Source organism: Bradyrhizobium sp. BRP22, from assembly GCF_020194175.1.
In the GTDB taxonomy this organism is placed as follows: domain Bacteria; phylum Pseudomonadota; class Alphaproteobacteria; order Rhizobiales; family Xanthobacteraceae; genus Bradyrhizobium.
This window is the reverse complement of the sequence record NZ_JADYVX010000006.1, coordinates 257,091-279,302: the sequence shown is the minus strand read 5'-3', so window position 1 is coordinate 279,302 and position 22,212 is coordinate 257,091. Positions and strand designations below refer to the sequence as shown.

Below are 22,212 nucleotides of genomic sequence, written 5' to 3'. Positions count from 1 at the left end.
CGGAATGGGTGCGCTCGAGAAAGGCATCACGCGGAACGGCACGGGCTATGGCGGCAAGACCTGGAATATCCTGGGTCAGGTCTATTTCCCGAAGGCGGTCACCGACTCGACCTTCGCATTCGAGACCAACAGCGATCCCGGCCAGTTCGTGCCGGTGCACGTCCATCCGACCCAGGACGAATTCATCCTGGTGCAGAAAGGCACGCTCGACCTCAAGCTCGACGGCGTCTGGGTGAAAGCCGAGGCCGGCGATCTCGTGCGCATGCCCCGCGGCATTCCTCACGGCTATTTCAACAAGTCGGACAAACCGGCGCGCGCATTGTTCTGGGTCTCGCCGATGCAGAAGCTGGAGGCGTTGTTCGACAAGCTGCACAATCTGCAGGATCCGGCAGAGGTGGTGCGCATTTCCGCCGAGCACGAGGTGAATTTCCTGCCGCCGGAAGCCAACGACTGACCTTGCCCCCGTAGCGGGCCAACATCGGACGCAGTGCAGTTGCCGGGATCGTGTCCGGCGCTGACGGCGGCGTGCGCGTACATTCCCACGGGTTGTCGATTTTCCGGAGCATCCACATGGTCAAGCAGAAGCATGTTTGCATCATCGGCGCCGGCGTTTCCGGGCTCGCCGCGGCCAAGGCGTTTTCCGAACGCGGGCACCGGGTCACCATCGTCGAGCGCAGTGGCGATCTCGGTGGCGTCTGGGAGCCGGCGCGGTCCTATCCCGAGGTCCAGACCCAGAGTCCGAAGGATCTCTATCGCTACACCGACAGGGCGATGCCGGACTCCTATCCGGAATGGCCGAAGGGGCCGCAGGTCCACGCCTATTTGCGCGGCTATGCGCACGAGCATGGGCTCGACGGGGCCATGCGCTTCGACACCGCTGTGGCGGCAATGGCTCGCCGCGCCGATGGCAGGCCGGGCTGGACGCTCACGCTTCGCGCACGCGACGACAGCGTAAGCCATGAGGATTTCGATTTCGTCGCGGTCTGCACCGGCCAGTTCAACGAGCCGCGAACCCTCAGCCTTCCCGGCGAGGACGCATTCAAGGCACAGGGCGGCAGGATCCTGCATTCCTCGCAATACAATGATGCGGCGATCGCAAGGGGGCGGAGAGTGGTGGTGCTCGGCGGCTCGAAGTCGGCGACCGACATTGCCGTCAACGCGGTCAACTCGGGCGCGGCCGAAGTCACTATCGTCTATCGCGAGCCGGTGTGGCGCATTCCCTATTTCGTCGGCGGCCTGGTCAACTTCAAGCGCATCCTCTACATCCGCGCGCAGGAAGAGATGTTTCGGGGCTGGGGTATCGGTCCATTGTCCCGGCTCGCACATGCGGTGGCCAGGCCGCTGGTCTGGGCGAATTGGCGTGGGCTCGAGAGCCTGTTGAAGGCGCAGCTCAAGCTGAAGCAGTGCGACATGGTGCCGAAGCAGCCGATCGAGGACGGCATCAATTGCTCGGTGCCGATTGCAACGCCCGGCTTCTATCCGATGGTGGCGGATGGCCGCATCAAGGCGATCCGCGGCACCTTCGATCACTATGATGGCGACAGCATAGTGATGAGCGGGGGCGAGCGCGTGCCGGCGGATGTGGCGGTGCTTGCGATCGGCTACAAGCTTGGCGTCCCGTTCCTGCCCGACAGCTACCGCAGCAAGCTGGTCGAGCCTGACGGGCAGTATCGGCTCTATCGCCTGATCGCCAATCCGGATCTGCCGGACATGGGATTCGTCGGATTCAATTCCAGCTTCTGCACGGTGCTTTGCGCCGAGCTGGCCGCCAACTGGCTGGTGCGCTACGCCGACGGCCAGCTTGCGCGGCAGCCGACCGCGGCGGAGATGAAGGAGAACATCGCCATGATGCTTCACTTCAAACGGGTCGAACGGCCGGCGGCCGGCATCTATGGCGGACTTTGCGTCGCGCCGTATCATTACCGCCACTTCGACGAGCTGCTGGCGGATATCGGGACGACCATCCGCCGGCGCAATCCGCTCGCCGAAAAATTCACGCCGCCGGATGCCGATGCCTATGCGCGCTTCCTTGCTTCGGCGCCGGACTATCACGCGGTGGCGTAAGGTCTAGCTCCTTGTTGGAGCATGATCTTTTCGGAAAACCGGTCTCCACGTTTCCGCATCTTGCTCTAACTCCTGGTTCGGCGATGTCCGGCCGGGCACGGCGGCCAGCAGCTCGCGCGTGTAGGGATGCTCGGGCGCCGCGAACAGCGCGGCCGCGGGCCTGAGCTCCACGATCTCGCCGCGCTGCATCACCGCGATGCGGTCGCAGATCTGGGCTGCGACGCGCAGATCATGGGTGATGAACAGCATCGACAGCCCGAGGCGCGCCTTGAGGTCCTCGAGTAGATTGAGAACCTGCGCCTGCACGGAGACGTCGAGCGCGGAGACCGCTTCGTCCGCGACCAAAATTTCGGGCTCGAGCGCCAGCGCGCGGGCGATGCCGATGCGCTGGCGCTGGCCGCCGGAGAACTCATGCGGAAAACGGTCCATCGCATTGACGTTGAGGCCGACCATGCCGAGCAGATCGCGGGCGCGCTGCCGCGCCAGATCAGGGGCGGTGCCGTGCGCGATCGGCCCGTCCGCGATGATGTTGCCGACCTTGCGGCGCGGATTGAGCGAGGCAAACGGATCCTGGAAGATCATCTGGATGCGGCTGCGTTCCTTGCGCAATTCCTTGCCGCCGATCGCGGTGAAGTCGGTATCGCCGAGACGGACCGTGCCCTGGTCCGGCTCGATCAGGCGCATGACAAGGCGCGCGACCGAAGACTTGCCGGAACCGGATTCGCCGACAAGGCCAAGCGTCTCGCCCTGCAGGATATTGAAGTTGACGGCCTTGGCCGCCTGCACGCGACGCTCTGGCTGGAACCAGCCGCCGCCGGAGACATAGGTCTTGTCGAGCCCAATCACCTCGATCGCCTTGGGACGGTCGACGAGCGGAGGGCGCGGCGGCGGCTCGATCGACGGCACCGCGGCGAGCAAAGCGCGCGTGTAAGCGTGCTGCGGACGCTGCAGCACATCATCGGCCGAGCCCTGTTCGATCACCTTGCCGTGCTGAAGTACGACGACGCGGTCGGCAATATCGGCGACGACGCCGAAATCATGGGTGATGAACATCACCGCCATGTTGCGACGGCGCTGCAGGTCACGGATCAGTTTCAGGATCTGCGCCTGCGTCGTGACGTCGAGCGCGGTGGTCGGCTCGTCCGCGACCAGCACCGCCGGCGCGAGCGCAAGCGCCATCGCGATCATCGCGCGCTGGCGCTGGCCGCCGGAGAGTTGATGCGGATAGGCGCGCACGGTTCTTTCCGGATCGGGCAGCCCGACCTCGCGTAGCAGGCTGAGCGCCTTCTGCTTGCGCTGCCTGGGCGTCAATAGGCCATGCGCCTCGAACATCTCCGCGATCTGGTCGCCGATCCGCATCAACGGATTGAGTGCCGTCATCGGCTCCTGGAACACCATGGCGATGTGGCGGCCGCGTAGGCCGAGCCATTGGTCTTCATCCAGCCGCAGCAGGTTTTGTCCCTCGAACAGGATCTCGCCGGCGTCGCGGCCGATGGTGTCGGGCAGCAGGCCCATCAACGCGTGAGCGCACATCGATTTGCCGGAGCCGGATTCGCCGACGACGCAGAGGATCTTGCCGGGGGTGAGGTCGAACGATACGCCATCGACTGCGTAGGCGCGGTCGGCGCCCGGCGGCAGCGCGAGCGTAAGGTCCTTGATGACCACGACGGGCGTGCTCGCGGACATGCTCAGCGCCCATCCTTGTTGAGGCGCGGATTGAGCGCATCGTTGAGGCCTTCGCCGATCAGGTTCAGCGCCAGCACCGAAACCAGGATGGCGATGCCGGGAAACACCGTGATCCACCAGGCCTGCCGGATCACGGTGCGGCCGGCGCCGACCATGTAGCCCCATGACATCAGGTTGGGATCGCCGAGGCCGAGGAAGGAGAGCGAGGATTCCAGCAGGATCGCGGTCGCCACCATCAGCGAGGCCAACACGATGACCGGTGAGAGCGCATTGGGCAGGATCTCGCGCCAGATGATCCAGCTATGGCTCTGTCCGGTGACGATCGCCGCCTGCACATATTCCCGTGTGCGCAGCGACAGCACTTCGCCGCGCACCAGCCGCGCCACCGGTGGCCAGCTCACGATCGCGATCGCCAGCACGATCGACACGATCGAGGGCTGCATGATCGCCACCAGCACGATCGCCAGCGCAAAGCTCGGCACGGTCTGGAAGAACTCGGTGAAGCGCATCAAGGCGTCGCCGATCCGGCCGCCGAAATAGCCGGCGAGCGCGCCGACGGGAATGCCGACCGCGAGCGCCGCGAGCGTCGAGACCAGCCCGACCAGCAGCGAGACGCGGGCACCATAGATGATGCCGGCGAACACGTCGCGGCCAAGCGCGTCGGTGCCGAGCGGCAGGCCCGGCATCGTGAACGGCGGCAGGAACGGCCGCTGCACCATGCGCCAGGGTGAATTCGGGAACATCATCGGCCCGAACAGCGCGACCGCGATCGCGATCAGGAGAATGATCGAGCCGATCAATCCGCCGGGATTGCGCAGCAACAGCTTCCAGAACCGCTTCATGCCGCAAACTCGATCCGCGGATCGACCGAGCGGTAGATCAGGTCGGTGATCAGGTTGAACGCCAGCACCATCGCCGAGCAGACGACGAAGACGCCGAGCAACAGGTTATAGTCGCGCTGCAGCAGCGCCTCGTACATCAGCCGGCCGATGCCGGGCCAGGCGAACACGGTCTCGGTCAACACGGCGCCGCCGACCAGCGTGCCGGCCTGCAGGCCCGCAAGCGTCACCACCGGCAATAGCGCGTTGCGCAGGACGTGGCGGCGCTGGATCACGGAGTCGCGCAAGCCCTTGGCGCGCGCGGTCTTGACGAAATCGAGCCGCTTCACTTCCAGCATCGAGGCGCGCGTCATGCGGGTGTAGGTCGCCATGAAAAACAGGCCGATCGTCATCGCCGGCAGGATCAGGTGCGCGGCGACGTCGAGCACATGGGCGAAGCCGGTATAGTTGGCGCCGACCGTCTCGTAACCGAAGCTCGGCAGCCAATCCATCGTCACCGAGAACAGGAGGATCGCTATCAATGCGACCCAGAACAACGGCGTGGCGTAGAAGATCAGCGCCAGTATCGTGATCGCGGTGTCGGCCCAGGTGCCCGCGCGACGCGCCGCCAATGTTCCGAACAGCACGCCTGATAGCAGCGAGATCGCAAAGGCGGTTCCGGTCAGCAGCAGCGTTGCCGGCAATCGCTCGAGGATCAATTGCGACACCGGCGCTTGCTGGCGGAAGGAGAACCCGAGGTCGAACGTAACGATGCCCTTGACGTAGCGATAGAGCTGCACGGGCAATGGCTGATCGAGCCCGAATTTCTCGCGGAGCTGGGCGACGAAGATCTGGTCGCTGGCGCCGGCTTCACCTGCCATCACCACCGCGGGGTCGCCGGGCGCCAGCCGGATCAGGAAGAAGTTCAGGACGACGATCGCGAGCAGCACGACGATCGCCTTCATAATTCGTTGCGCGATGAATGCGAGCATCGGAACCTTTTCAGCTCGTTCGGGAGATGACACAGCCGAGTGCCCGGGAGGCGGTCATCGCTGTTCATTCAACGGGTCTGACCTGGAGGGGCAAGGTTAAACTCTCGGCAATCGGCGCTTAAGGAATGAACAGGAGCGAGTGCATCCTTTTCGCAACCGGGGCGCTTTGCGATTCCGGCGGTTCTATGCAAGGGATGTTCCGACCGCCAATGATGGGAGCCTCGTTGTGAAGGCCGTCTATACCGAACTGCATCGCAGCCATGATCCGCAATTCTTCCTGGTTCGCGGCGTCGTCAAGCGCACCACCGAGCAACCCGAACGCGCCGACCGCCTGCTGGCGGGACTGAAGGCGGGCAAGCACCAGTTGGTCGAGCCGACCGTGTTCGGGCAGGGGCCGCGGGCGCGGGTGCACAGCGCCGAATATCTGAGCTTTCTCTCGGAAGCCTGGGACGCCTGGTCGGCGCTTGGCGATGCGGGACCCGAGATGATCGGCAATATCCATCCGGTACGAAATGCCGCAACCTATCCGAGCCATATCATCGGCCGGCTCGGCTGGCACACGGCCGACACCGCCGCGCCGATAGGGCCGGGCACCTGGGCTGCTGCCTGTGCCGCGACCGATGTCGCGGCGACCGCGGCGCAGATGGTGATGGATGGCGAGGACGCGGTCTACGCGCTGTGCCGCCCGCCCGGTCATCATGCCTACCGCGATATCGCCGGCGGCTTCTGCTTCCTCAACAACAGCGCGGTTGCGGCCGCGCATCTGCGGCTGGCTCATGAGCGCGTCGCGATCCTCGACGTCGATGTCCATCATGGCAATGGCACGCAGGGCATCTTCTACGAACAGCCTGATGTGCTGACGGTCTCGATCCATGCGGATCCGGCCTCCTTCTATCCGTTCGTCTGGGGCTACGCCCATGAGCGCGGCGCTGGTCCGGGGTTCGGTGCCAATCTCAACATCCCGCTGCCGATCGGCACCGGCGATGAAGGCTATCTCGCAGCGCTTGCGAGCGCGCGGAAGACGATCGAAGCCCTCGCGCCCGGCGCACTCGTCGTCGCGCTCGGCCTCGACGCCTCCGAGCACGATCCGCTGGCGGGCCTCGCCGTCACCACCGAAGGCTTCCGCCGCATCGGCGCCGCGATAGCGCGCATCGGCCTGCCGACGGTGTTCGTGCAGGAGGGCGGTTATCTTTCCGATATCCTCGGCGCCAATCTGACCGCGGCGCTCGCCGGGTTTGAAGCGGCGAGGTGAGCAGGCGACGCCGTCCGACCCTCATGGTGAGGAGCGCGTAGCGCGTCTCGAACCATGAGGCCCCGCTGGTGGCCTCGCCCTTCGAGACGGTCGCTTCGCGACCTCCTCAGGGTGAGGGGATAGAGATGAGTGCGCGGCCCTCTCGTTTCGTCATTGCGAGCGAAGCGAAGCAATCCATAGCGCCGCAAGCGGCGACGTGGATTGCTTCGCTTCGCTCGCAATGACGTGGGAAGAGTTTGCTGCAGATCAGCGGCCTTTCTCTGCCGCCTTGATCGCGAGTGAGAGGCTTAGCTTGATCTGCGCGACGAGGTCGTCGAGCAGCTCTTCGCGCGTGGTTTCGGCGAGCTGGCCGGTGAGCAGGCCCTGCTCGGCGAGCATCACGACGCCGTGCAACGCGGCCCAGATCTGCAGCGCGTGGTGCTCGCGCAACAGACCCACGGCGGGCGACTCCAGCGCCTCCAGCAGCAGGGCGAACGTCTCCATCGCGGCGCTGTGCAGCTCGCTGTCCTTGGGCGAGCAGGCCATCACTCGCGAGGCGAACATCAGGCGGTAGATGCCGTGGCGGCGCAGGCCGAAGGCGAGAGCAGCCTGCGCGAAGCGCGAGAGCTTGGTCCGCTTCGACGGTCCGTTGATCGCATCGCGAAGGGTTGCGTTGAACTGGCGAAATGCCTCCGCTGCGACCGCTGACAACAGCGCCTCGCGGTCGGCGAAATGGCGGTAGGGCGCAGGCTGCGAGACGCGGAGTTTCTTGGCGAGCGCGCTGATGCTGATGGCTTCGGGGCCGCCGAGTTCCGCTTCCCGCAGTGCGGCGTGCACCAGGGCGTCGCGGAGGTCGCCATGGTGATAAGCGTTTTGCGGCTTGCGGGCGAGGCGTGTTCCCATCGTAATGTGATAGGCTATAACTTTTAACTTGACAGCACAACCGGGTCGCGAATGTAATGGCTCTAATGTGAGATGCGGCCGAAGCAAGCCCGTCCGCCGAGAAGCCGAGGAACGCCGCGCATCAGATTGCGCAGGTTACAAGGAAGCGTCCGCATGTCCGGAAAGCTGAAGATCCACGTCGACCAGGACAAGTGTCAGGGACACGCGCGCTGCAAGGCGCTCGCGCCTGAATTGTTCGATCTCGACGAATACGGCAATGCGCATGAGCACGGCGACGGCCACGTGCCTGATGGCCTCGAGGACAAGGCCTACCTCGCCCAGACCAACTGCCCGGAATTCGCGATTGAAGTCAGCGAGGAGTGAGGCGCGCGGCTCGACCTGTCGCCTTCATCCGCACTTGACCTGAACACAGCGGAAGGAAATTGCCGATGTCCGATTCCGTCAGCGTGATGCCTGAACATCCGCCGGTGACCGACTGGATCAATGACTTCGACCATACCGATCCGGTCTGGACCGAGAATCCGTTTCCGATCTGGGAGCAGTTGCGCGCCGCGTCGCCCGTGGTCCACACCGAACGTTTCCTCGGCTGCTACATGCCGACCACCTATGAGGCGGTGAAGCAGGTCGCCTATGACACCGAGCATTTCTCGTCGCGTCGCATCATCGTGCGCGACGTGCGGCCGGAGATCACACAGCCGGCGCCGCCGATCACCTCCGATCCGCCCGAGCACAAGCCGGCCAAGCAGTTGCTGCTGCCGCCGTTCACGCCGGACGCGATGAACAAGCTGGAGCCGCGGGTCCGGGCGATCTGCAACGAACTGATCGACGAATTCATCGACGATGGAAAATGCGATGCCGCCGCGTGCTACACCAAGCACGTTCCCGTGCGCGCCATCGCCCACATGCTCGGCATCCCCGAAAAAGACAGCGATCTCTTTATCAAGTGGATTCACGAGATCCTCGAGCTTGGCATCAAGGACAACGACACTTTGATGCGCGCGATCCAGGAGATGAGCGCCTATTTCATCGGCCATATCAACGAGCGAAAGAACAAGCCGACCGACGACCTGATCACCACGCTGATGAATGCGAAGGACAAGGATGGCAAGCCGCTGTCGGACGCCCACGTGCTGGGCTCGCTGCGGCTGCTCCTGATCGCCGGCATCGACACCACCTGGAGCGCGATCGGCTCCTCGCTCTGGCATCTTGCGAAAACGCCCGCGGATCGCAAGCGGCTGGTCGCCGAGCCGGAATTGATGCCGACCGCGATCGAGGAATTCCTGCGCGCCTATTCGCCTGTCACGATGGCGCGCGAGGTGGTGAAGGACACCAAAGTCAGCGGCTGCCCGGTCAAGACAGGCAACATGGTGCTGTTGTCGTTCCCCGCGGCCAACCGTGATCCCGCGGTGTTCCCCGACGCCGACAAGGTGGTGATCGACCGCAAGGAGAATCGCCACGCCGCCTTCGGGCTCGGCATCCATCGCTGCGTCGGCTCGAATCTGGCGCGCATGGAGATGACGGTTGCGATCGAGGAATGGCTGAAGCGGATTCCGGATTTCCGTCTCGATCCGGCCGGCAAGGTGACGTGGTCGGAAGGCACTGTCCGCGGCCCGCGCGCGCTGCCGTTCTTGTTCGGTGAGGCAGGCTAGCTGCTCGTTCACCTCTCCCGCCTGCGGGAGAGGTCGGCGCGTAGCGCCGGGTGAGGGCTCTCTCCCCACGAATAGTCCCATCGTGGTGACACCCTCACCCCAGCCCTCTCCCGCAAGCGGGAGAGCGAGCGCAACAGCGCCAAGTCAAACATCCATGTTGCGCAGGCGCTGGCGGTTGCGCAGCACGATCTGGCGGGCGCCGGAGAAGCCGAGCACGCCTTCCTCGTTCAGTTGCGACAGCGCGCGGGACACCGTTTCCAGCGTCAGTCCGAGATAGTCGCCGATATCGCGGCGGCACATCGGCAGCGCCATCATGCCGGCGACCGCAAGGCGGCGATCCATCTCCAGGAGGAAATTCGCGACCCGCTCCATGGCGCTCTTGCGCCCGAGCAGCAGCATGTGCTCTTCGGCGTGCTTGAGATCGCTGGCCGTCATGGTCCAGAGCCTGTGGGCGACCTGGACGTCGGTGCCGGCGGCCTGTTCCAGGCTGCGGCGCTTCACCAGGCGCACGGTGGTGTCGATGATGGCTTCCGCGGCCAGCCGGTGCTTGGCGCCGGACTCGAGCCCGAAGACATCGCCGGGCAGGTGGAATGCGCCGATCTGGCGCCGTCCGTCGGCGAGCAGCTTGTAGGTGCGGACCGCGCCGCGGATCACCTGGTAGACGTATTCGGCCGGCTCGTCCTCGCCGTAGATCTCTTCGTCTTTCCGATAGGTGAATTCGGTCGCGATCAGGCCGGCATGTCCGGCAAGGCCGCAAAATGGCTCGGAAGGCGCAAGGCCGCCCGGCATGGACCGGTTGATGTTGAGGGAAGCGGCGGCGGGCGACTGGGTGAGCATGAGCCATCTCCTATGCAGCGGATGGCTCTTGGTACGCGGAACAACCGAACGCGAAAATTTCGCTCCATGCCTTAAGGGCGGGCCCCTAAGTAGAATTACGGAGGTCGCGGTCGCGCGTCCGTAGCCCGGGTGGAGCGAAGCGTAACCCGGGGCCGCTGATCGACGGGGATGCAATGTCCCGGGTTGCGCTGCGCTCCACGCGGGCTACGGGGCGTGCGGGGACGACCGGTCCGTCTTGATCACGTCCCAGATGCGGCTGGACAGGCTGTCCTCGACATGCGGCTTGTGCAGCACATGGCGGATGCCGGCGGCGGCCGCCTTGGCCGGAATGGTCGCGTCGGGATAGCCGGTGATCAGAATGATCGGCGTGTCGACGTCGCGCTGGCGCAGGATCCCGGCAAGGTCGATGCCGCTCATGTTCGGCATCTTGTAGTCGATCACGAAGCAGTCGGCGCCGCCCATGGTCATGGCGTTCAGCAGCGCTTCGGCGCTGCGGAAGGTGCGGACGTAGAAGCCGTCGGTTTCCAACAGGAAACGCAGCGAGCCGAGCACGTCGGAATCGTCGTCCACGACGTAGACAAGAGGAGTTCTGGTGGGTGTGGGCATCGTGACTCTTATCCGGCTTCGGGGCCGGCTATCCGGTCCATCAACAGATATTTATAAGTCTGTCGATGCTGGCTGGCTTGATTCAGCTCAATCCTTGAGCGCCCCGGCCCGCATGGCGAGGCGGACCAGTTCCGAAAGGCTGCTCGCCTGCATCTTCGTCATCACGTTGGCCCGGTAGACCTCGATGGTCCGGGGGCTGATATTGTAGTCGCGGGCGATCATCTTGTTGGAAAGCCCGGCCACCAGCCCGTCCATGACCTGCCGCTCGCGCGGGCTCAGTGAGGCGATGCGGGCGGCGACGTCCTGGGTCGCGGCTTCGTCGCGGGCGCCGGCTTCGGCCTGGCGAAGCGCGACGTCGATCATCGCGATCAGCCGGTCATCCTCGAACGGCTTTTCCATGAAGTCGACCGCGCCGAGCTTCATGGCTTCGACGGCGAGAGGGACATCGCCATGGCCCGTCATGATGATGACCGGAAAGCTCACGCGGCTCTCCTTGATGCGCTTCAAGAGTTCGATGCCGTCGATCCCGGGCATGCGGATATCCGACACCACGCAGCCGAACTCGACGGCACCGAGCGTGTCCAGGAACGCTTGCGCCGAGTCGAACAGGTGGACCTCGAAGTCGGCGGAATCGAGCAGGAATTGCAGCGAATCCCGCATCGCGTCGTCATCGTCGATGACGTAGACGTTTCCCCTACGTGCCATCTGTCAAACTCTCGTTCGGTACCGCTGGCAGCGTGAAACGGAAGGTCGCGCCACCAGCGTCATTGGATTCGGCCCACATCCGCCCGCCATGAGCCTCGATGATCGAGCGGCTGATCGACAGCCCGACGCCCATGCCGGTCTCCTTGGTTGTGAAGAAGGTCTGGAACAGGTTTTTCTCCACGTCGTCAGGAAATCCATGACCGGTGTCGAACACCGAGACTTCGATCATGTCCTCATCAACCGGCCGGTTGGAGGCAATCAGCTCGCGCCGCTGGGATTGCGCCATCGCCTCCAGCGCATTGCGGAACAGATTGACCAGGACCTGCTGGACCTGGACGCGGTCGACCAGCACCAAATCATATCGCGGATCGAGATTGAAGCGGATCCGAACGTCCTGTTCGCGCGCGCCGGCGAGTCCCAGCGCGCCGGCTTCCTCGACCATCTTCGAGAGCCGCTCGACGCGTTTTTCCGACTCGCCGCGGGCAACGAAGTCGCGCAGGCGGCGGATGATCTGCCCGGCGCGGATCGCCTGTTCGGCGGCGCGGTCCATCGCGTTCTCGATCTTGGCACGGTTCGGGTCGTCGCTCGCGGCGAGCAGCCGGCGCGAGCCCTTCATGTAGTTGCTGATGGCGGCGAGTGGCTGGTTGAGCTCATGCGCGAGCGCGGACGCCATCTCGCCCATCGCGCTGAGGCGCGAGACGTGGACGAGCTCCGACTGCAATTCCTGCAGGCGCGCCTGGGTCTGCTGGTGCTCGGTGAGGTCGCGGACAAAGCCGGTGAAATAGGGCACGCCGCCGGACTGCATCTCGCCGATCGACAGATGCATCGGGAAGGTGGTGCCGTCCTTGCGCTGTCCGGTCACGATGCGGCCGATGCCGATGATGTGGCGTTCGCCGGTAGCGAGGTAACGCGCCATGTAGTTGTCATGGCGGGAACGATCAGGCTCCGGCATCAGGGTGCTGACGTTCCGTCCAATGGCTTCTTGCTCGGCATAACCGAACTGCCGTTCGGCGGCGGTGGAGAAGAACTGCATGATACCACGACCGTCGATGACGATCATAGCGTCGGGGACGGTCTCCAGGATCGACTGCAGGTGCCCTTCGCGCGTGCGCAGGGCCTCCTCATGCTGCTTTTCCTCGTCGATATCGAGCACGAGGCCGGAAAGATGGGGGGACTTGTTGTCCCGCGTCAGACTGCCGCGGAGCCGGACCCAATGGTTGCGGCCATCGCTACGCCTCAGGCGGTACGCGAGATCGAAGGACTCGCCGCTCTCGGTCGCGCGTGAAATTGCCTGTTCGGTGCGCTCGCGATCGGCGGGCTCGAGCAGCGAAAGGAATAGCTCGTAGCTGATTGGCGTGTCATCGGAAACACCGAACAGCCTTCGCGCGGTGCTCGACCAGGTGAGCTCCATTGTCACGAGATCGAGATCCCAGCCGCCGATACCGGCTCCCTCGGCACCGAGCCGAAAGCGCCGATCAGGGGCGCGGTCGTCGGAGGGGGATGGGTCGAGGCCAGTCACAGGCTTTCCGGTTCTTTGCCGCCAGAGGGCGGACTCGGACAATGATCTGACAGATTATGGTCCGATTGGCCAGTCCTGCTCAAGGGGAGGCAGGCACTCCGTCCGTGGTCGCCACGACCCTATGATTGACTTTGGTCAATATATCAGCCGGGGCATTAGGCTTAAATAAAGACCCTGACCGAGATTCCCCTTGTACAAATTTCTCGAGCTGACCGCTGCCGACTACATGACGCACGCACCGAAGACGGTGTCGCGCGATATGAAGATGGCTGAACTGTGCGAGCGGTTCGAGAAAGAGGACTTCAACACCTATCCCGTCGTCGACGGGATGCAGGTGGTCGGGATGGTCTCCAAATTCGATCTGTTGTCCTGCTTCGTGTTCACGCCGGCGCGCATCCTGCCGCGCTATGAGGATCTGATGCAGAAGGCTACCGCCGATGTGATGACGACGGAATTCATCTATGTCGTACCGGAGACGCGGTTGACCCGGGTACTCGAATTGATGGTCAATCACCGGCTGCGAAGCATCCCGGTGCTCGAGGGCGAACGGCTCGTCGGCATCATTTCTCGCGAAGATGTGATGCGTGCGCTGCGGGACTGCGCGGGTGCGGCGGAAGGCTGATCCTGAAAAGAAATGCAGCGTGACGCTAGAGCTTCGGTTCTGACTGAATCAGAACCGAAGCTCGAGATTTTGCTTTGACGCGTTTTCTTCACGCGAACCGGTGTCCACTTCGCTCGAAAAAGCTCTGGTCATCACGCTGCAACGGGGCCGCGGCCTTCAGCTCGCCTTTGCCCACTCCTTGTCGTCAGGCGACGGCAGATAGAAGCCGGACATCGGCTCGACCCAGCATAGATGATCGTGGACCTTCCTCACGCCGGCGACGTTCTCGGTCGCAACCACTGCGGCCTGGCGGCTGCGCTCGTCGGTGATGACGCCGCTCAAATGCACGATGCCGTCGCGGACGACGACGCTGAGACCGAACGGGCACCAATCCGCTTTCCCCAGCGCATTGATGACGCGCTCACGGATGTGGTCGTCGTCGGCGGTCGGATCGGGGACGTCGCGGGCAAGGCTTGCCACCGCCTGCAGCAGATTGGACCGCGACACGATGCCGACGAGTTCTTCACCGCGAACGACGGGCAGGCGCTTGATGTGATTCTTCTCCATCAACTCGACGATGTCTTCGAGCGTCGTGCCCTCGGTGATCGTGAGCGGGTCGGATGTCATGATCTCCGCGACCCTGCGGCCCTGTGCCTGAACGAAATCGGTTGCCTCCTGGCCGGGCCCGAGCAGGAATTTCAGGAACCGGCTGCGTTTGCGCTGCGTTCCGATCTCGCCGCGGCGCAGGAAGTCGCCTTCCGAGATGACGCCGACCAGCTTGCCGTTCGCGACGACAGGCAGTCCGCTGATATGCCGCTGCAGCATCAGGTTGGCTGCATCGACGATGGTTGTCTCCGGCGTGACTGAGATGACCGGGCGGGTCATGATCTGATGGGCGCGCATGGGCTTGCTTCCACGTTGGGGTTGATGCCTGCAGCCTAGCCGCGGCGCAGGCGCGTCGTTTGAGCCAGGTCAACGCCTGCGGACGTGTCCCAATTGAGGAAACGCAAGGCCCGCGCGGGCCGGGGAACTATTCTGCCGTCATTGGCCGGCCACCATGGCTGGCTACGGTGTCGCATCGCATCGGAGCGCCACCGCATCGTAACCTCGATAAGGCCAGCGCAGCCGAAGGTCCGGAAGCAAAGCAATGTCCACTTACAGGTTGAACCACCTGCTGTCGCCGCGCTCGGTCGCCCTCGTCGGAGCCAGCCCGCGCGAGGGCTCGGTCGGTCGCGCCATCGTGCAGAATATTTCGGGCGGCAAGTTCAAAGGCCAGTTCGGTGTCGTCAATTTCCGCCATGCCGAGATCGCCGGCATTGCGACGGTCGCCAGCGTCGCCGAATTGCCGTTCGTGCCCGAACTCGTCGTGATCACGGCGCCGGCATCCGCCGTGCCCGGGATCGTCGAGCAGGCGGGAGCGCGCGGCGCGGTCGGCGCTGTCATCATCACCGCCGGATTGGGCCATGGCCCGGGCTCGCTGTCCGAGGCCACCGAGCAGGCGGCGCGACGGCATCGCATGCGGCTGATCGGTCCCAATTGCATCGGCATCATGGCGCCGAGCGTCGGCCTCAATGCCAGCTTCTCGACGCATCTGCCGGCGGCGGGCAACCTCGCGCTGATCTCGCAATCCGGCGCGATCGCGGCCGGCATGGTGGACTGGGCCGCGCAGCGCGTGGTCGGATTTTCCGGCATCGTCTCGATCGGCGACCAGCTCGACGTCGACATCGCCGATCTCCTGGATTACTTCGCACTCGACAGCGCGACGCACGCCATCCTGCTCTATGTCGAGGCGATCAAGGATGCGCGCAAGTTCATGTCGGCGGCGCGCGCCGCAGCGAGGATCAAGCCGGTCGTCGTGGTCAAGTCCGGCCGCATGGCGCAAGGCGCAAGAGCGGCCGCGACCCATACCGGCGCGCTCGCCGGCTCGGATGCGGTCTATGATGCCGCGTTCCGCCGCGCCGGCATGCTGCGCGTCTCCGACCTGCGCGAATTGTTCGACTGCGCCGAGACGCTGGCGCGCGTGGCCTCACCGCCGGGCAAGCGGCTCGCGCTACTCACCAATGGCGGCGGCCTCGGCGTGCTCGCGATCGACCGGCTGGTCGAGCTCGGCGGAATTCCGGCGACGATCACGCCAAACATTCACGCGCAGCTCGATGCGGCCCTGCCGCCCACCTGGTCCGGCTCGAACCCGGTCGACATCGTCGGCGACGCCGGGGCTTCGCGTTACGCCGTGGCGCTCGAGGCGCTGCTCGCCGATCCCGGCAACGACGCGATCCTGGTCATGAACGTGCAGACCGCGATCGCCGCGCCGGACGATATCGCCGCGACCGTGACCAGGATCGTGACCGAGCACCGCAAGAAGCGGGACAGGGCAGCCAAGCCGGTGCTTGCGGTGTGGGTCGGCGCCAACGGTGCGATCAGCGATCTCTTCAGCAGCAACAGGATTCCGAACTACATCACCGAGGATGACGCGGTGCGCGGCTTCATGCATCTGGTGCGGCATCGCGAGGTCGTGGAGGAACTGACGCAGGTGCCGCCGGCGATGCCGGAGAGTTTTACGCCTGATGCTGAGGCGGCGCGGAAGATCGTCACGGCCGCGATCTCGGATGAGCGGCACTGGCTCAACCCGATCGAGGTCAAAGAGCTGTTCGAGGCCTACGACATCCCTATGGTCGAGACCTATCTCGCCGCCGATGCGGAGGAGGCGGCCAAGCATGCTAACACTCTGTTCGCCTTGGGCATGACGGTGGCGCTGAAGATCATGTCGCGCGACATCGTGCACAAGTCCGATATCGGCGGCGTCGTCCTCAACCTCACATCGCCCGATGCCGTGCGCACCGCGACCGCGGAGATCCTGGGGCGCGCCAAGGCGCTGCGGCCGGACGCGCGGATTGATGGCGTCATCGTGCAGGCGATGATCGTGCGGCCGAAAGTGCGTGAGCTCATTCTCGGCCTCGCCGACGATCCGACCTTCGGCACGGTGGTCGTGTTCGGCCGCGGCGGCGTCGCGGTCGAGATCATCAACGACAAGGCGCTGGCGCTGCCGCCGCTCGACATGCGGCTGGCGCGCGAATTGATCGAGCGCACGCGGGTGTCGCGGCTGCTGCGCGCCTATCGCGACGTGCCCGCGGTGAAGCCGGATGCGGTCGCGACCGTGCTGGTCAAGCTCGCGCAGATGGCCGCCGATCTCCCGGAGATCAGGGAGCTCGACATCAATCCGCTGCTGGCGGACGAGGCCGGCGTGCTCGTGGTCGACGCGCGCGTCGCGGTCGGCATCGTGCCGCGCAAATTTGCAGGTCCTGGGCTCAGCAATTTCGCGGTCAGGCCCTATCCGTCGAAATGGCAGCGGCAGCTTGCGGACCGCGACGGAGAGCCGATCGACGGGCGGCGTATCTTCGCACGTCCGATCCGCCCCGAAGACGAGCCGCAGATCCACGAATTGCTGCGGCATGTCACGGCCGAGGATCTGCGGCTGCGCTTCTTCGCGCCGATCAAGGAATTTTCCCACGAGTTCATCGCCCGCCTCACCCAGCTCGACTATGCACGCGCGATGGCCTTCGTGGCGGTGGACGAAAGCACGCAGGATATCCTCGGCGTGGTGCGGATCCATTCCGACTCGATCTATGAGAGCGGCGAATATGCGATCCTGCTGCGCACCGACCTGAAGGGCAAAGGGCTTGGCTGGGCGCTGATGCAGCTCCTGATCGAATATGCGAAATCGGAAGGGTTGAAGGCGATCTCTGGCCAGGTGCTGACCGAGAACATCGTGATGCTGGATATGTGCCGGAAGCTCGGCTTCGAGGTGAAGGCCGATCCTGTCGAATACGGCGTCTGCGACGTGAAGCTGGCGCTGTGAATGAAGTGAAGCGGTGCGAGTGCTCCCTCTCCCGCTTGCTTGCGGAAGAGGGCTGGGGTGAGGATATCTCCGCGAGTCGCGCTGTTCTTGTGTGCGGAGAGAGCCGCCACCCGCTGCGTTCTTCGAACGCAGCGATCTCCCCCGCAAGCAGGCGGGAGAGGTGAGAGGGAGCGCGCGGCTAGATTGATTCAATCAACGGATCAAAGCCGCGACACCATCGTGACGCGATAGGTGTGCATCCTGTCGCCTTCGCCAATCGAGACGTATTCGCCAGGGACGAAGTGTTCGTCCTTGAAGTGGAAACCGATCTCGTCGGGGGTGTCGGGCGCGCCGTCATAGTGCAGGACCCAGCCGCCGCCCTGGTGATGGACGAGATGGCCGAGGATATATTCTTCGTCGGGCCGGATCCGCACCACCCGGCAGGCTTCGCGGTTGGCCCGCCACAGTTTCTGGTCGATCCTGTAGCCGTCGTCGAGCGGCGCGACCATCACATAGCCGGAGCCGACGTCGCCTTCGGGATGATCCGGCTCGCGCGCAAGCTCGAGGCGGATCTTGCGAAACTGCGGCGGCAGGGACGTGTTGAGGATGGGTTTGTTGGGCGTGGTGGTCATCTCGCTCACCTCGGTTCGATCGGCACGGCGTGCCGCGTCAGGCGTGGTCTTTCGCGGCATCTGCCGCGGGTTTCTTCAGGCTCCTGATGATGATGCCGATCAGCGGCACCAGCATCGGCAGGAGTCCGTTCAAAGGATTGTGCACCAGTCCGGAAACTTGCGATTGCAGCGCGCGCGCCTCGACCTGCAGCGCCTCGACGGAAGCGCCGTGGATCTCGGTAGCGAGGTCGAGCTCGCGGCCGGATGGCGGGCGGAGCGCGAGGGCAAACAGGATCGCGGCAATGGCGAGGTTGGCTGCGCCGAGGATCGCCGCGGCCGCGATCGCGCTCCAGACCTGGACCAGCGCGAAATAGGCCGACAGCTCGAACATCAGAAGCCCGAACGCCGCGATCAGGCCCGCGAAAGCGCGCAAGCCGAGGCCGATCAGGAGGTGGCGGAGGCGGATATCGGCGATGATCCGGTCGGTGCGCCAGAGCACGCGGAGCTGCCTGACGATATTGTCCGTGTTCACCTTGCTACCTCCGCATCGCGAAGCCGACGACCACGCCCAGCGCAAAGGCCGAGGCAAGCGAGGTGATCGGGCGTTCCGAAATAAGCTGACGGACCTGGCCTTCCTCGCTGCTCAGGACCTCGCTCAATTCCTCCAGCGTTTCCTTGATTCGTGTGGCGAAGGCATCGGCGCTGGCGGTTGCGGTGTCGCGTATGCCTTCACCCGTGGTGTTGAGGAGACGCGACACATCGATCTTCAGGGCCTGCAGCTCGTCGTTCAGATGGGTTGTGTTGAACATCGCGTTCATCCATGTTGCATAATGGAGTACTGTTAGCGGCCCCAGCCATGGCGTGGTTGATTTGCGTCAACCTCGCGGGGCGAGCCGTCATCGCGCTATTCCAGCGTCTTGAGATACGACAGAAGGTCGTGGATATGATCGGGATCGAGCTGGAAGGCGGGCATGGAGGGATGTCCGGTCTGGATGCCTTCCGCGAATGCCTCAGCGAGACTCTCGATGGGATAGCGCTTGTGCAGCGTGCGGAAGGGCGGCGCGATCTTGAGCGGACTCTCGGTGACCTTGTCGACGGAATGACAGCGTGCGCAATTGTTGAGCGCGAATGTCTGGCCGCGCTGCTCGGATGGCGAGAGAGCGACCGCCGACGTCGTCAGCATCAGCGCGATGAAAACCTGGCGTACGGCGGATTGCAGCATTGCGGACCCATCTATTGAAAGGCTCCGCGAGGGGCGGAGCAGCCATTTCAAAATAGCTTCGCAAGCGGCGTGGCGATTGATCTGCATCAACGCTCCGGCGGTACGGACGCTAGACTGCACTGATCCGCCGCGGGCGCGCTTGAGGAAGCCCCGCCGGCGGTCACTCGGAGCGGCGCGTTGAAGGTTTCTCTCTTGGAAGGTTCTCGTTGGCAAACCTGTGCCGATTGCGCGGTGCGGGGCTTTGCCGTCTGCGCCGCGCTCGACAAGACCGAGCTATGGGAGCTGGCAAGCCTGTCGCGCCACATCCAGCACGAACAGGGCGCGACGGTGTTCGCGCAGGCAACCGTGGCGACGTCGTTCTTCAGCGTGCTCGAAGGTGTCCTGCGTCTCTATAAGCTGCTGCCGGACGGCCGCCGGCAGATCATTGGTTTTGCCTTGCCCGGCGATTTCCTTGGACTTGCCGGCTCGCCGCAATATGAATTCTCCGCCGATGCGATCGGCGCGGTCACGTTGTGCCAATTCTCCAGAGCCGGCTTGGCGCGATTTGGCGAAGATCGCCCGCGCTTCCTTCGCCGTATCAACGAACTCGCAGGACGCGAGTTGACCAGGGCGAACGAACACATGGTTCTGCTCGGACGCCGTTCCGCCGAGGAGAAGGTTGCGAGCTTCCTGATCGGCTGGCGCGATCGGCTCGCCGGAATTGGGCATGTCGGAGAAGTCCTGCCGTTGCCGATGGGCCGGCTCGATATCGCCGACTACCTCGGACTCACCATCGAAACGGTGAGCCGCACCTTCACCAAGCTCGAACGCGACGGCGTCATCCGTATTCTTACGGGCGGCATCAGCCTGCTCGATACGGCACGCGCCGAGGCGCTGTCCGCGGCTTGAGCTTCTCCGCGCATAACCGGGCCTCTGCGCTCTCTCATTTTTGATCGAAGTCAAAGACGGTTCTCCGCGAGCGACGATAGTCGAGCGAGCTTCAATGGAGGTCGCCATGCCCGTCGATTCGATCTTGGTTTCCGCAGCCGTCGTTTCAGTTTTCGTGGTTTTTGCCGCGGTGCTCGCCTGGGCGAGCATCCACGCGCCGAGGGCGCGGCAGACAATGCCGGCAGTGCGCAAGCGTCGTCCGTTCTGATCGGTTGACCGTCGCAAGGCTCGATCGCTGTGCGAACGCGCATTAGTCAGGGGATACCTGATCGCGGTTGATCTCGATCAAGGACGCGGCGGCCAAAGTTGGGCTGATGGGGCAGGCGCCCCTGCAAAGAGAATCGAACATGCAGCAAGTTCAATCCACGAAATGGATGACCCACGGCGAAGCCGGGTTGACGCTATTCTTTACGGTGGCTGCTTTCGCTTGTGCGTTCGCCGCGGCCAAGGCGCTGGATGCGCCGTTTGCCTTCCATGCCTCGCTGGCCGCGGTGGCCAGCGGCGCCGCCGCCTTCGCCATCGTCAACCGCTACTTCGATCGCCCGGCGGCGCCGCCGCCGCAGGAGATCAATGGCAAGCCGAACTACAATCTCGGCCCGATCAAGTTCGCCTCGTTCATGGCGATGTTCTGGGGCATTGCCGGGTTTGCTGTCGGCCTCCTGATCGCAAGCCAACTCGCCTGGCCCTGGCTCAATTTCGATCTGCCCTGGACCAGCTTTGGCCGGCTTCGTCCGCTGCACACCTCGGCGGTGATCTTCGCCTTCGGCGGTAACGTGCTGATCGCGACCTCGTTTTATGTCGTGCAGAGGACCTGCCGGGCGCGGCTGGCCGGCGATCTCGCGCCCTGGTTCGTGGTGCTCGGCTATAACTTCTTCATCCTGGTCGCAGGCACCGGCTACCTGCTGGGCGTGACACAGTCCAAGGAATATGCCGAGCCGGAGTGGTACTCCGACCTCTGGCTGACGATCGTCTGGGTCGTCTATCTGCTCGTGTTCCTGGCGACGATACTCAAGCGCAAGGAGCCGCACATCTTCGTCGCCAACTGGTTCTATCTCGCCTTCATCGTCACCATCGCCGTCCTTCACCTCGGCAACAACCCGGCGCTTCCGGTGTCGGTGTTCGGCTCGAAGTCCTACATCGCCTGGGGCGGCGTGCAGGATGCGATGTTCCAGTGGTGGTACGGCCATAACGCGGTCGGCTTCTTCCTGACCGCCGGCTTTCTTGCCATCATGTATTACTTCATTCCGAAGCGGGCGGAGCGGCCGATCTATTCCTATCGGCTGTCGATTATCCACTTCTGGGCGCTGATCTTCCTCTACATCTGGGCCGGCCCGCACCATCTGCACTACACCGCGCTGCCGGACTGGGCGCAGACGCTCGGCATGACGTTCTCGATCATGCTCTGGATGCCCTCGTGGGGCGGCATGATCAACGGCCTGATGACGCTGTCGGGTGCCTGGGACAAGCTGCGTACCGATCCTGTGCTGCGCATGATGGTGGTCTCGGTCGCGTTCTACGGCATGTCGACCTTCGAAGGCCCGATGATGTCGATCAAGGTGGTGAACTCGCTGAGCCACTACACCGACTGGACCATCGGCCATGTTCACTCCGGTGCGCTGGGTTGGGTCGGCTTCGTCTCCTTCGGCGCCCTGTACTGCCTGGTGCCGTGGCTGTGGGGTCGCAAGCAACTGTACAGCCTGAAGCTCGTGAACTGGCACTTCTGGATCTCGACCATCGGCATCGTGCTCTACATCTCCGCGATGTGGGTCTCGGGGATCCTGCAGGGCCTGATGTGGCGCGCCTACACCTCGCTCGGATTCCTCGAATATTCCTTCATCGAGACCGTGGAAGCGATGCATCCCTTCTACATCATCCGCGCCGCCGGCGGCGCGCTGTTCCTGATCGGCTCGCTGATCATGGCCTATAACCTCTGGATGACGGTGCGGGTAGGCGAGGTGGAAGTCACCACGCCGCTCGCGCTGCAGCCGGCGGAATAAGGAGCCTCA

General features: G+C 64.2%; 23 protein-coding genes. 10 read left to right on the top strand and 13 right to left on the bottom strand.

All coding sequences use genetic code 11. From position 1 onward, the window contains the following. Nucleotides 1-4: 4 nt before the first annotated feature. Together I6F35_RS11295 and I6F35_RS11290 are read left to right on the top strand one after the other, a co-directional pair. Nucleotides 5-454: a cupin domain-containing protein gene (locus tag I6F35_RS11295; protein WP_225117736.1), complete on the top strand. Its 450-nt coding sequence runs from the start codon at nt 5-7 to the stop codon at nt 452-454. A 116-nt stretch (nt 455-570) separates the two neighbouring features. Next, nucleotides 571-2,064: an NAD(P)/FAD-dependent oxidoreductase gene (locus tag I6F35_RS11290; RefSeq protein ID WP_225117735.1), complete on the top strand. Its 1,494-nt coding sequence runs from the start codon at nt 571-573 to the stop codon at nt 2,062-2,064. A gap of 3 nt (nt 2,065-2,067) precedes the next feature. Here the strand turns inward: I6F35_RS11290 and I6F35_RS11285 are convergent, their stop codons facing one another. Genes I6F35_RS11285 through I6F35_RS11275 form a run of 3 tightly spaced genes read right to left on the bottom strand, consistent with a single transcriptional unit; the run spans nt 2,068 to nt 5,560 of the window. After that, the gene (locus tag I6F35_RS11285; RefSeq protein WP_225117734.1) at nt 2,068-3,750 is read right to left on the bottom strand and encodes an ABC transporter ATP-binding protein; all 1,683 of its coding nucleotides are present in this window, start codon (nt 3,748-3,750) and stop codon (nt 2,068-2,070) included. Between the two features lie 2 nt (nt 3,751-3,752). After that, entirely contained in the window at nt 3,753-4,592 is an 840-nt protein-coding gene (locus tag I6F35_RS11280; RefSeq protein WP_225117733.1) for an ABC transporter permease, read from the bottom strand. Beyond that, on the bottom strand, nt 4,589-5,560 hold the full coding sequence (locus tag I6F35_RS11275) for an ABC transporter permease (RefSeq protein WP_225117732.1): 972 nt from the start codon (nt 5,558-5,560) through the stop codon (nt 4,589-4,591). The genes I6F35_RS11280 and I6F35_RS11275 overlap by 4 nt, the downstream gene beginning before the upstream one ends. A gap of 226 nt (nt 5,561-5,786) precedes the next feature. Between I6F35_RS11275 and I6F35_RS11270 the strand changes: the two genes are divergently transcribed. Beyond that, a complete protein-coding gene (locus I6F35_RS11270; RefSeq protein ID WP_225117731.1) occupies nt 5,787-6,812 on the top strand; it encodes a histone deacetylase family protein in 1,026 nt (341 codons plus the stop codon). Between the two features lie 246 nt (nt 6,813-7,058). Here I6F35_RS11270 and I6F35_RS11265 read toward each other — a convergent pair whose 3' ends face one another. Next, nucleotides 7,059-7,694, bottom strand: a complete 636-nt coding sequence (locus tag I6F35_RS11265; RefSeq protein ID WP_225117730.1) for a TetR/AcrR family transcriptional regulator — start codon at nt 7,692-7,694, stop codon at nt 7,059-7,061. Nucleotides 7,695-7,847: 153 nt separating this feature from the next. On the opposite strand from I6F35_RS11265, the gene I6F35_RS11260 reads away from it, so the two are divergent. Both I6F35_RS11260 and I6F35_RS11255 read left to right on the top strand, forming a co-directional pair. After that, on the top strand, nt 7,848-8,057 hold the full coding sequence (locus I6F35_RS11260; protein WP_225117729.1) for a ferredoxin: 210 nt from the start codon (nt 7,848-7,850) through the stop codon (nt 8,055-8,057). A 65-nt stretch (nt 8,058-8,122) separates the two neighbouring features. After that, nucleotides 8,123-9,343 carry a cytochrome P450 gene (locus I6F35_RS11255; protein ID WP_225117728.1) on the top strand — a complete coding sequence of 407 codons (1,221 nt, stop codon included), beginning with the start codon at nt 8,123-8,125 and terminating at the stop codon, nt 9,341-9,343. A gap of 144 nt (nt 9,344-9,487) precedes the next feature. On the opposite strand, the gene I6F35_RS11250 is transcribed toward I6F35_RS11255, so the two are convergent. From I6F35_RS11250 to fixL, 4 genes are all read right to left on the bottom strand, one after another. After that, nucleotides 9,488-10,180 carry a helix-turn-helix domain-containing protein gene (locus I6F35_RS11250; RefSeq protein WP_225117727.1) on the bottom strand — a complete coding sequence of 231 codons (693 nt, stop codon included), beginning with the start codon at nt 10,178-10,180 and terminating at the stop codon, nt 9,488-9,490. Nucleotides 10,181-10,384: 204 nt separating this feature from the next. Continuing rightward, the gene (locus tag I6F35_RS11245) at nt 10,385-10,786 is read right to left on the bottom strand and encodes a response regulator (RefSeq protein WP_225117726.1); all 402 of its coding nucleotides are present in this window, start codon (nt 10,784-10,786) and stop codon (nt 10,385-10,387) included. 87 nt (nt 10,787-10,873) lie between these two features. Continuing rightward, nucleotides 10,874-11,491, bottom strand: a complete 618-nt coding sequence (gene fixJ / locus I6F35_RS11240; protein ID WP_225117725.1) for a response regulator FixJ — start codon at nt 11,489-11,491, stop codon at nt 10,874-10,876. Continuing rightward, nucleotides 11,481-13,010 carry a sensor protein FixL gene (gene fixL / locus I6F35_RS11235; protein WP_225117724.1) on the bottom strand — a complete coding sequence of 510 codons (1,530 nt, stop codon included), beginning with the start codon at nt 13,008-13,010 and terminating at the stop codon, nt 11,481-11,483. The genes fixJ and fixL overlap by 11 nt, the downstream gene beginning before the upstream one ends. Before the next feature lie 190 nt (nt 13,011-13,200). On the opposite strand from fixL, the gene I6F35_RS11230 reads away from it, so the two are divergent. Continuing rightward, nucleotides 13,201-13,632, top strand: a complete 432-nt coding sequence (locus tag I6F35_RS11230) for a CBS domain-containing protein (RefSeq protein WP_225117723.1) — start codon at nt 13,201-13,203, stop codon at nt 13,630-13,632. Between the two features lie 156 nt (nt 13,633-13,788). On the opposite strand, the gene I6F35_RS11225 is transcribed toward I6F35_RS11230, so the two are convergent. Further along, on the bottom strand, nt 13,789-14,514 hold the full coding sequence (locus I6F35_RS11225; RefSeq protein ID WP_225117722.1) for a CBS domain-containing protein: 726 nt from the start codon (nt 14,512-14,514) through the stop codon (nt 13,789-13,791). Between the two features lie 244 nt (nt 14,515-14,758). On the opposite strand from I6F35_RS11225, the gene I6F35_RS11220 reads away from it, so the two are divergent. Beyond that, complete coding sequence (locus tag I6F35_RS11220; RefSeq protein WP_225117721.1) at nt 14,759-17,467, top strand: bifunctional acetate--CoA ligase family protein/GNAT family N-acetyltransferase; 2,709 nt, start codon at nt 14,759-14,761, stop codon at nt 17,465-17,467. A gap of 200 nt (nt 17,468-17,667) precedes the next feature. Here the strand turns inward: I6F35_RS11220 and I6F35_RS11215 are convergent, their stop codons facing one another. From I6F35_RS11215 to I6F35_RS11200, 4 genes are all read right to left on the bottom strand, one after another. Continuing rightward, nucleotides 17,668-18,078 (bottom strand): hypothetical protein, encoded by a 411-nt coding sequence (locus tag I6F35_RS11215; protein WP_225117783.1) that lies wholly within the window; start codon nt 18,076-18,078, stop codon nt 17,668-17,670. A gap of 37 nt (nt 18,079-18,115) precedes the next feature. Beyond that, nucleotides 18,116-18,589: a phage holin family protein gene (locus I6F35_RS11210; RefSeq protein WP_225117720.1), complete on the bottom strand. Its 474-nt coding sequence runs from the start codon at nt 18,587-18,589 to the stop codon at nt 18,116-18,118. 4 nt (nt 18,590-18,593) lie between these two features. Further along, entirely contained in the window at nt 18,594-18,875 is a 282-nt protein-coding gene (locus I6F35_RS11205) for a hypothetical protein (RefSeq protein WP_225117719.1), read from the bottom strand. A gap of 86 nt (nt 18,876-18,961) precedes the next feature. After that, on the bottom strand, nt 18,962-19,279 hold the full coding sequence (locus I6F35_RS11200) for a cytochrome c (RefSeq protein WP_225117718.1): 318 nt from the start codon (nt 19,277-19,279) through the stop codon (nt 18,962-18,964). A gap of 177 nt (nt 19,280-19,456) precedes the next feature. On the opposite strand from I6F35_RS11200, the gene I6F35_RS11195 reads away from it, so the two are divergent. The 3 genes from I6F35_RS11195 to ccoN all read left to right on the top strand — a co-directional run bounded on the left by I6F35_RS11195 (nt 19,457) and on the right by ccoN (nt 22,203). Next, a complete protein-coding gene (locus I6F35_RS11195) occupies nt 19,457-20,167 on the top strand; it encodes a helix-turn-helix domain-containing protein (RefSeq protein WP_225117717.1) in 711 nt (236 codons plus the stop codon). 106 nt (nt 20,168-20,273) lie between these two features. Then, nucleotides 20,274-20,414 carry a hypothetical protein gene (locus I6F35_RS11190; RefSeq protein WP_225117716.1) on the top strand — a complete coding sequence of 47 codons (141 nt, stop codon included), beginning with the start codon at nt 20,274-20,276 and terminating at the stop codon, nt 20,412-20,414. 166 nt (nt 20,415-20,580) lie between these two features. Then, nucleotides 20,581-22,203, top strand: a complete 1,623-nt coding sequence (gene ccoN, locus I6F35_RS11185) for a cytochrome-c oxidase, cbb3-type subunit I (RefSeq protein ID WP_225117782.1) — start codon at nt 20,581-20,583, stop codon at nt 22,201-22,203. Nucleotides 22,204-22,212 lie beyond the last annotated feature (9 nt).

Coding starts and splice junctions, on each gene's coding strand:
- I6F35_RS11205 (WP_225117719.1), bottom strand. CDS start 18,875: ATGAACGCGATGTTCAACACAACCCATCTGAACGACGAGCTGCAGGCC.
- I6F35_RS11215 (WP_225117783.1), bottom strand. CDS start 18,078: ATGACCACCACGCCCAACAAACCCATCCTCAACACGTCCCTGCCGCCG.
- I6F35_RS11265 (WP_225117730.1), bottom strand. CDS start 7,694: ATGGGAACACGCCTCGCCCGCAAGCCGCAAAACGCTTATCACCATGGC.
- I6F35_RS11245 (WP_225117726.1), bottom strand. CDS start 10,786: ATGCCCACACCCACCAGAACTCCTCTTGTCTACGTCGTGGACGACGAT.
- I6F35_RS11290 (WP_225117735.1), top strand. CDS start 571: ATGGTCAAGCAGAAGCATGTTTGCATCATCGGCGCCGGCGTTTCCGGG.
- ccoN (WP_225117782.1), top strand. CDS start 20,581: ATGACCCACGGCGAAGCCGGGTTGACGCTATTCTTTACGGTGGCTGCT.
- I6F35_RS11200 (WP_225117718.1), bottom strand. CDS start 19,279: ATGCTGCAATCCGCCGTACGCCAGGTTTTCATCGCGCTGATGCTGACG.
- I6F35_RS11295 (WP_225117736.1), top strand. CDS start 5: ATGGGTGCGCTCGAGAAAGGCATCACGCGGAACGGCACGGGCTATGGC.
- fixJ (WP_225117725.1), bottom strand. CDS start 11,491: ATGGCACGTAGGGGAAACGTCTACGTCATCGACGATGACGACGCGATG.
- I6F35_RS11220 (WP_225117721.1), top strand. CDS start 14,759: ATGTCCACTTACAGGTTGAACCACCTGCTGTCGCCGCGCTCGGTCGCC.
- I6F35_RS11280 (WP_225117733.1), bottom strand. CDS start 4,592: ATGAAGCGGTTCTGGAAGCTGTTGCTGCGCAATCCCGGCGGATTGATC.
- I6F35_RS11260 (WP_225117729.1), top strand. CDS start 7,848: ATGTCCGGAAAGCTGAAGATCCACGTCGACCAGGACAAGTGTCAGGGA.
- I6F35_RS11190 (WP_225117716.1), top strand. CDS start 20,274: ATGCCCGTCGATTCGATCTTGGTTTCCGCAGCCGTCGTTTCAGTTTTC.
- I6F35_RS11255 (WP_225117728.1), top strand. CDS start 8,123: ATGTCCGATTCCGTCAGCGTGATGCCTGAACATCCGCCGGTGACCGAC.
- I6F35_RS11275 (WP_225117732.1), bottom strand. CDS start 5,560: ATGCTCGCATTCATCGCGCAACGAATTATGAAGGCGATCGTCGTGCTG.
- I6F35_RS11285 (WP_225117734.1), bottom strand. CDS start 3,750: ATGTCCGCGAGCACGCCCGTCGTGGTCATCAAGGACCTTACGCTCGCG.
- I6F35_RS11225 (WP_225117722.1), bottom strand. CDS start 14,514: ATGCGCGCCCATCAGATCATGACCCGCCCGGTCATCTCAGTCACGCCG.
- I6F35_RS11250 (WP_225117727.1), bottom strand. CDS start 10,180: ATGCTCACCCAGTCGCCCGCCGCCGCTTCCCTCAACATCAACCGGTCC.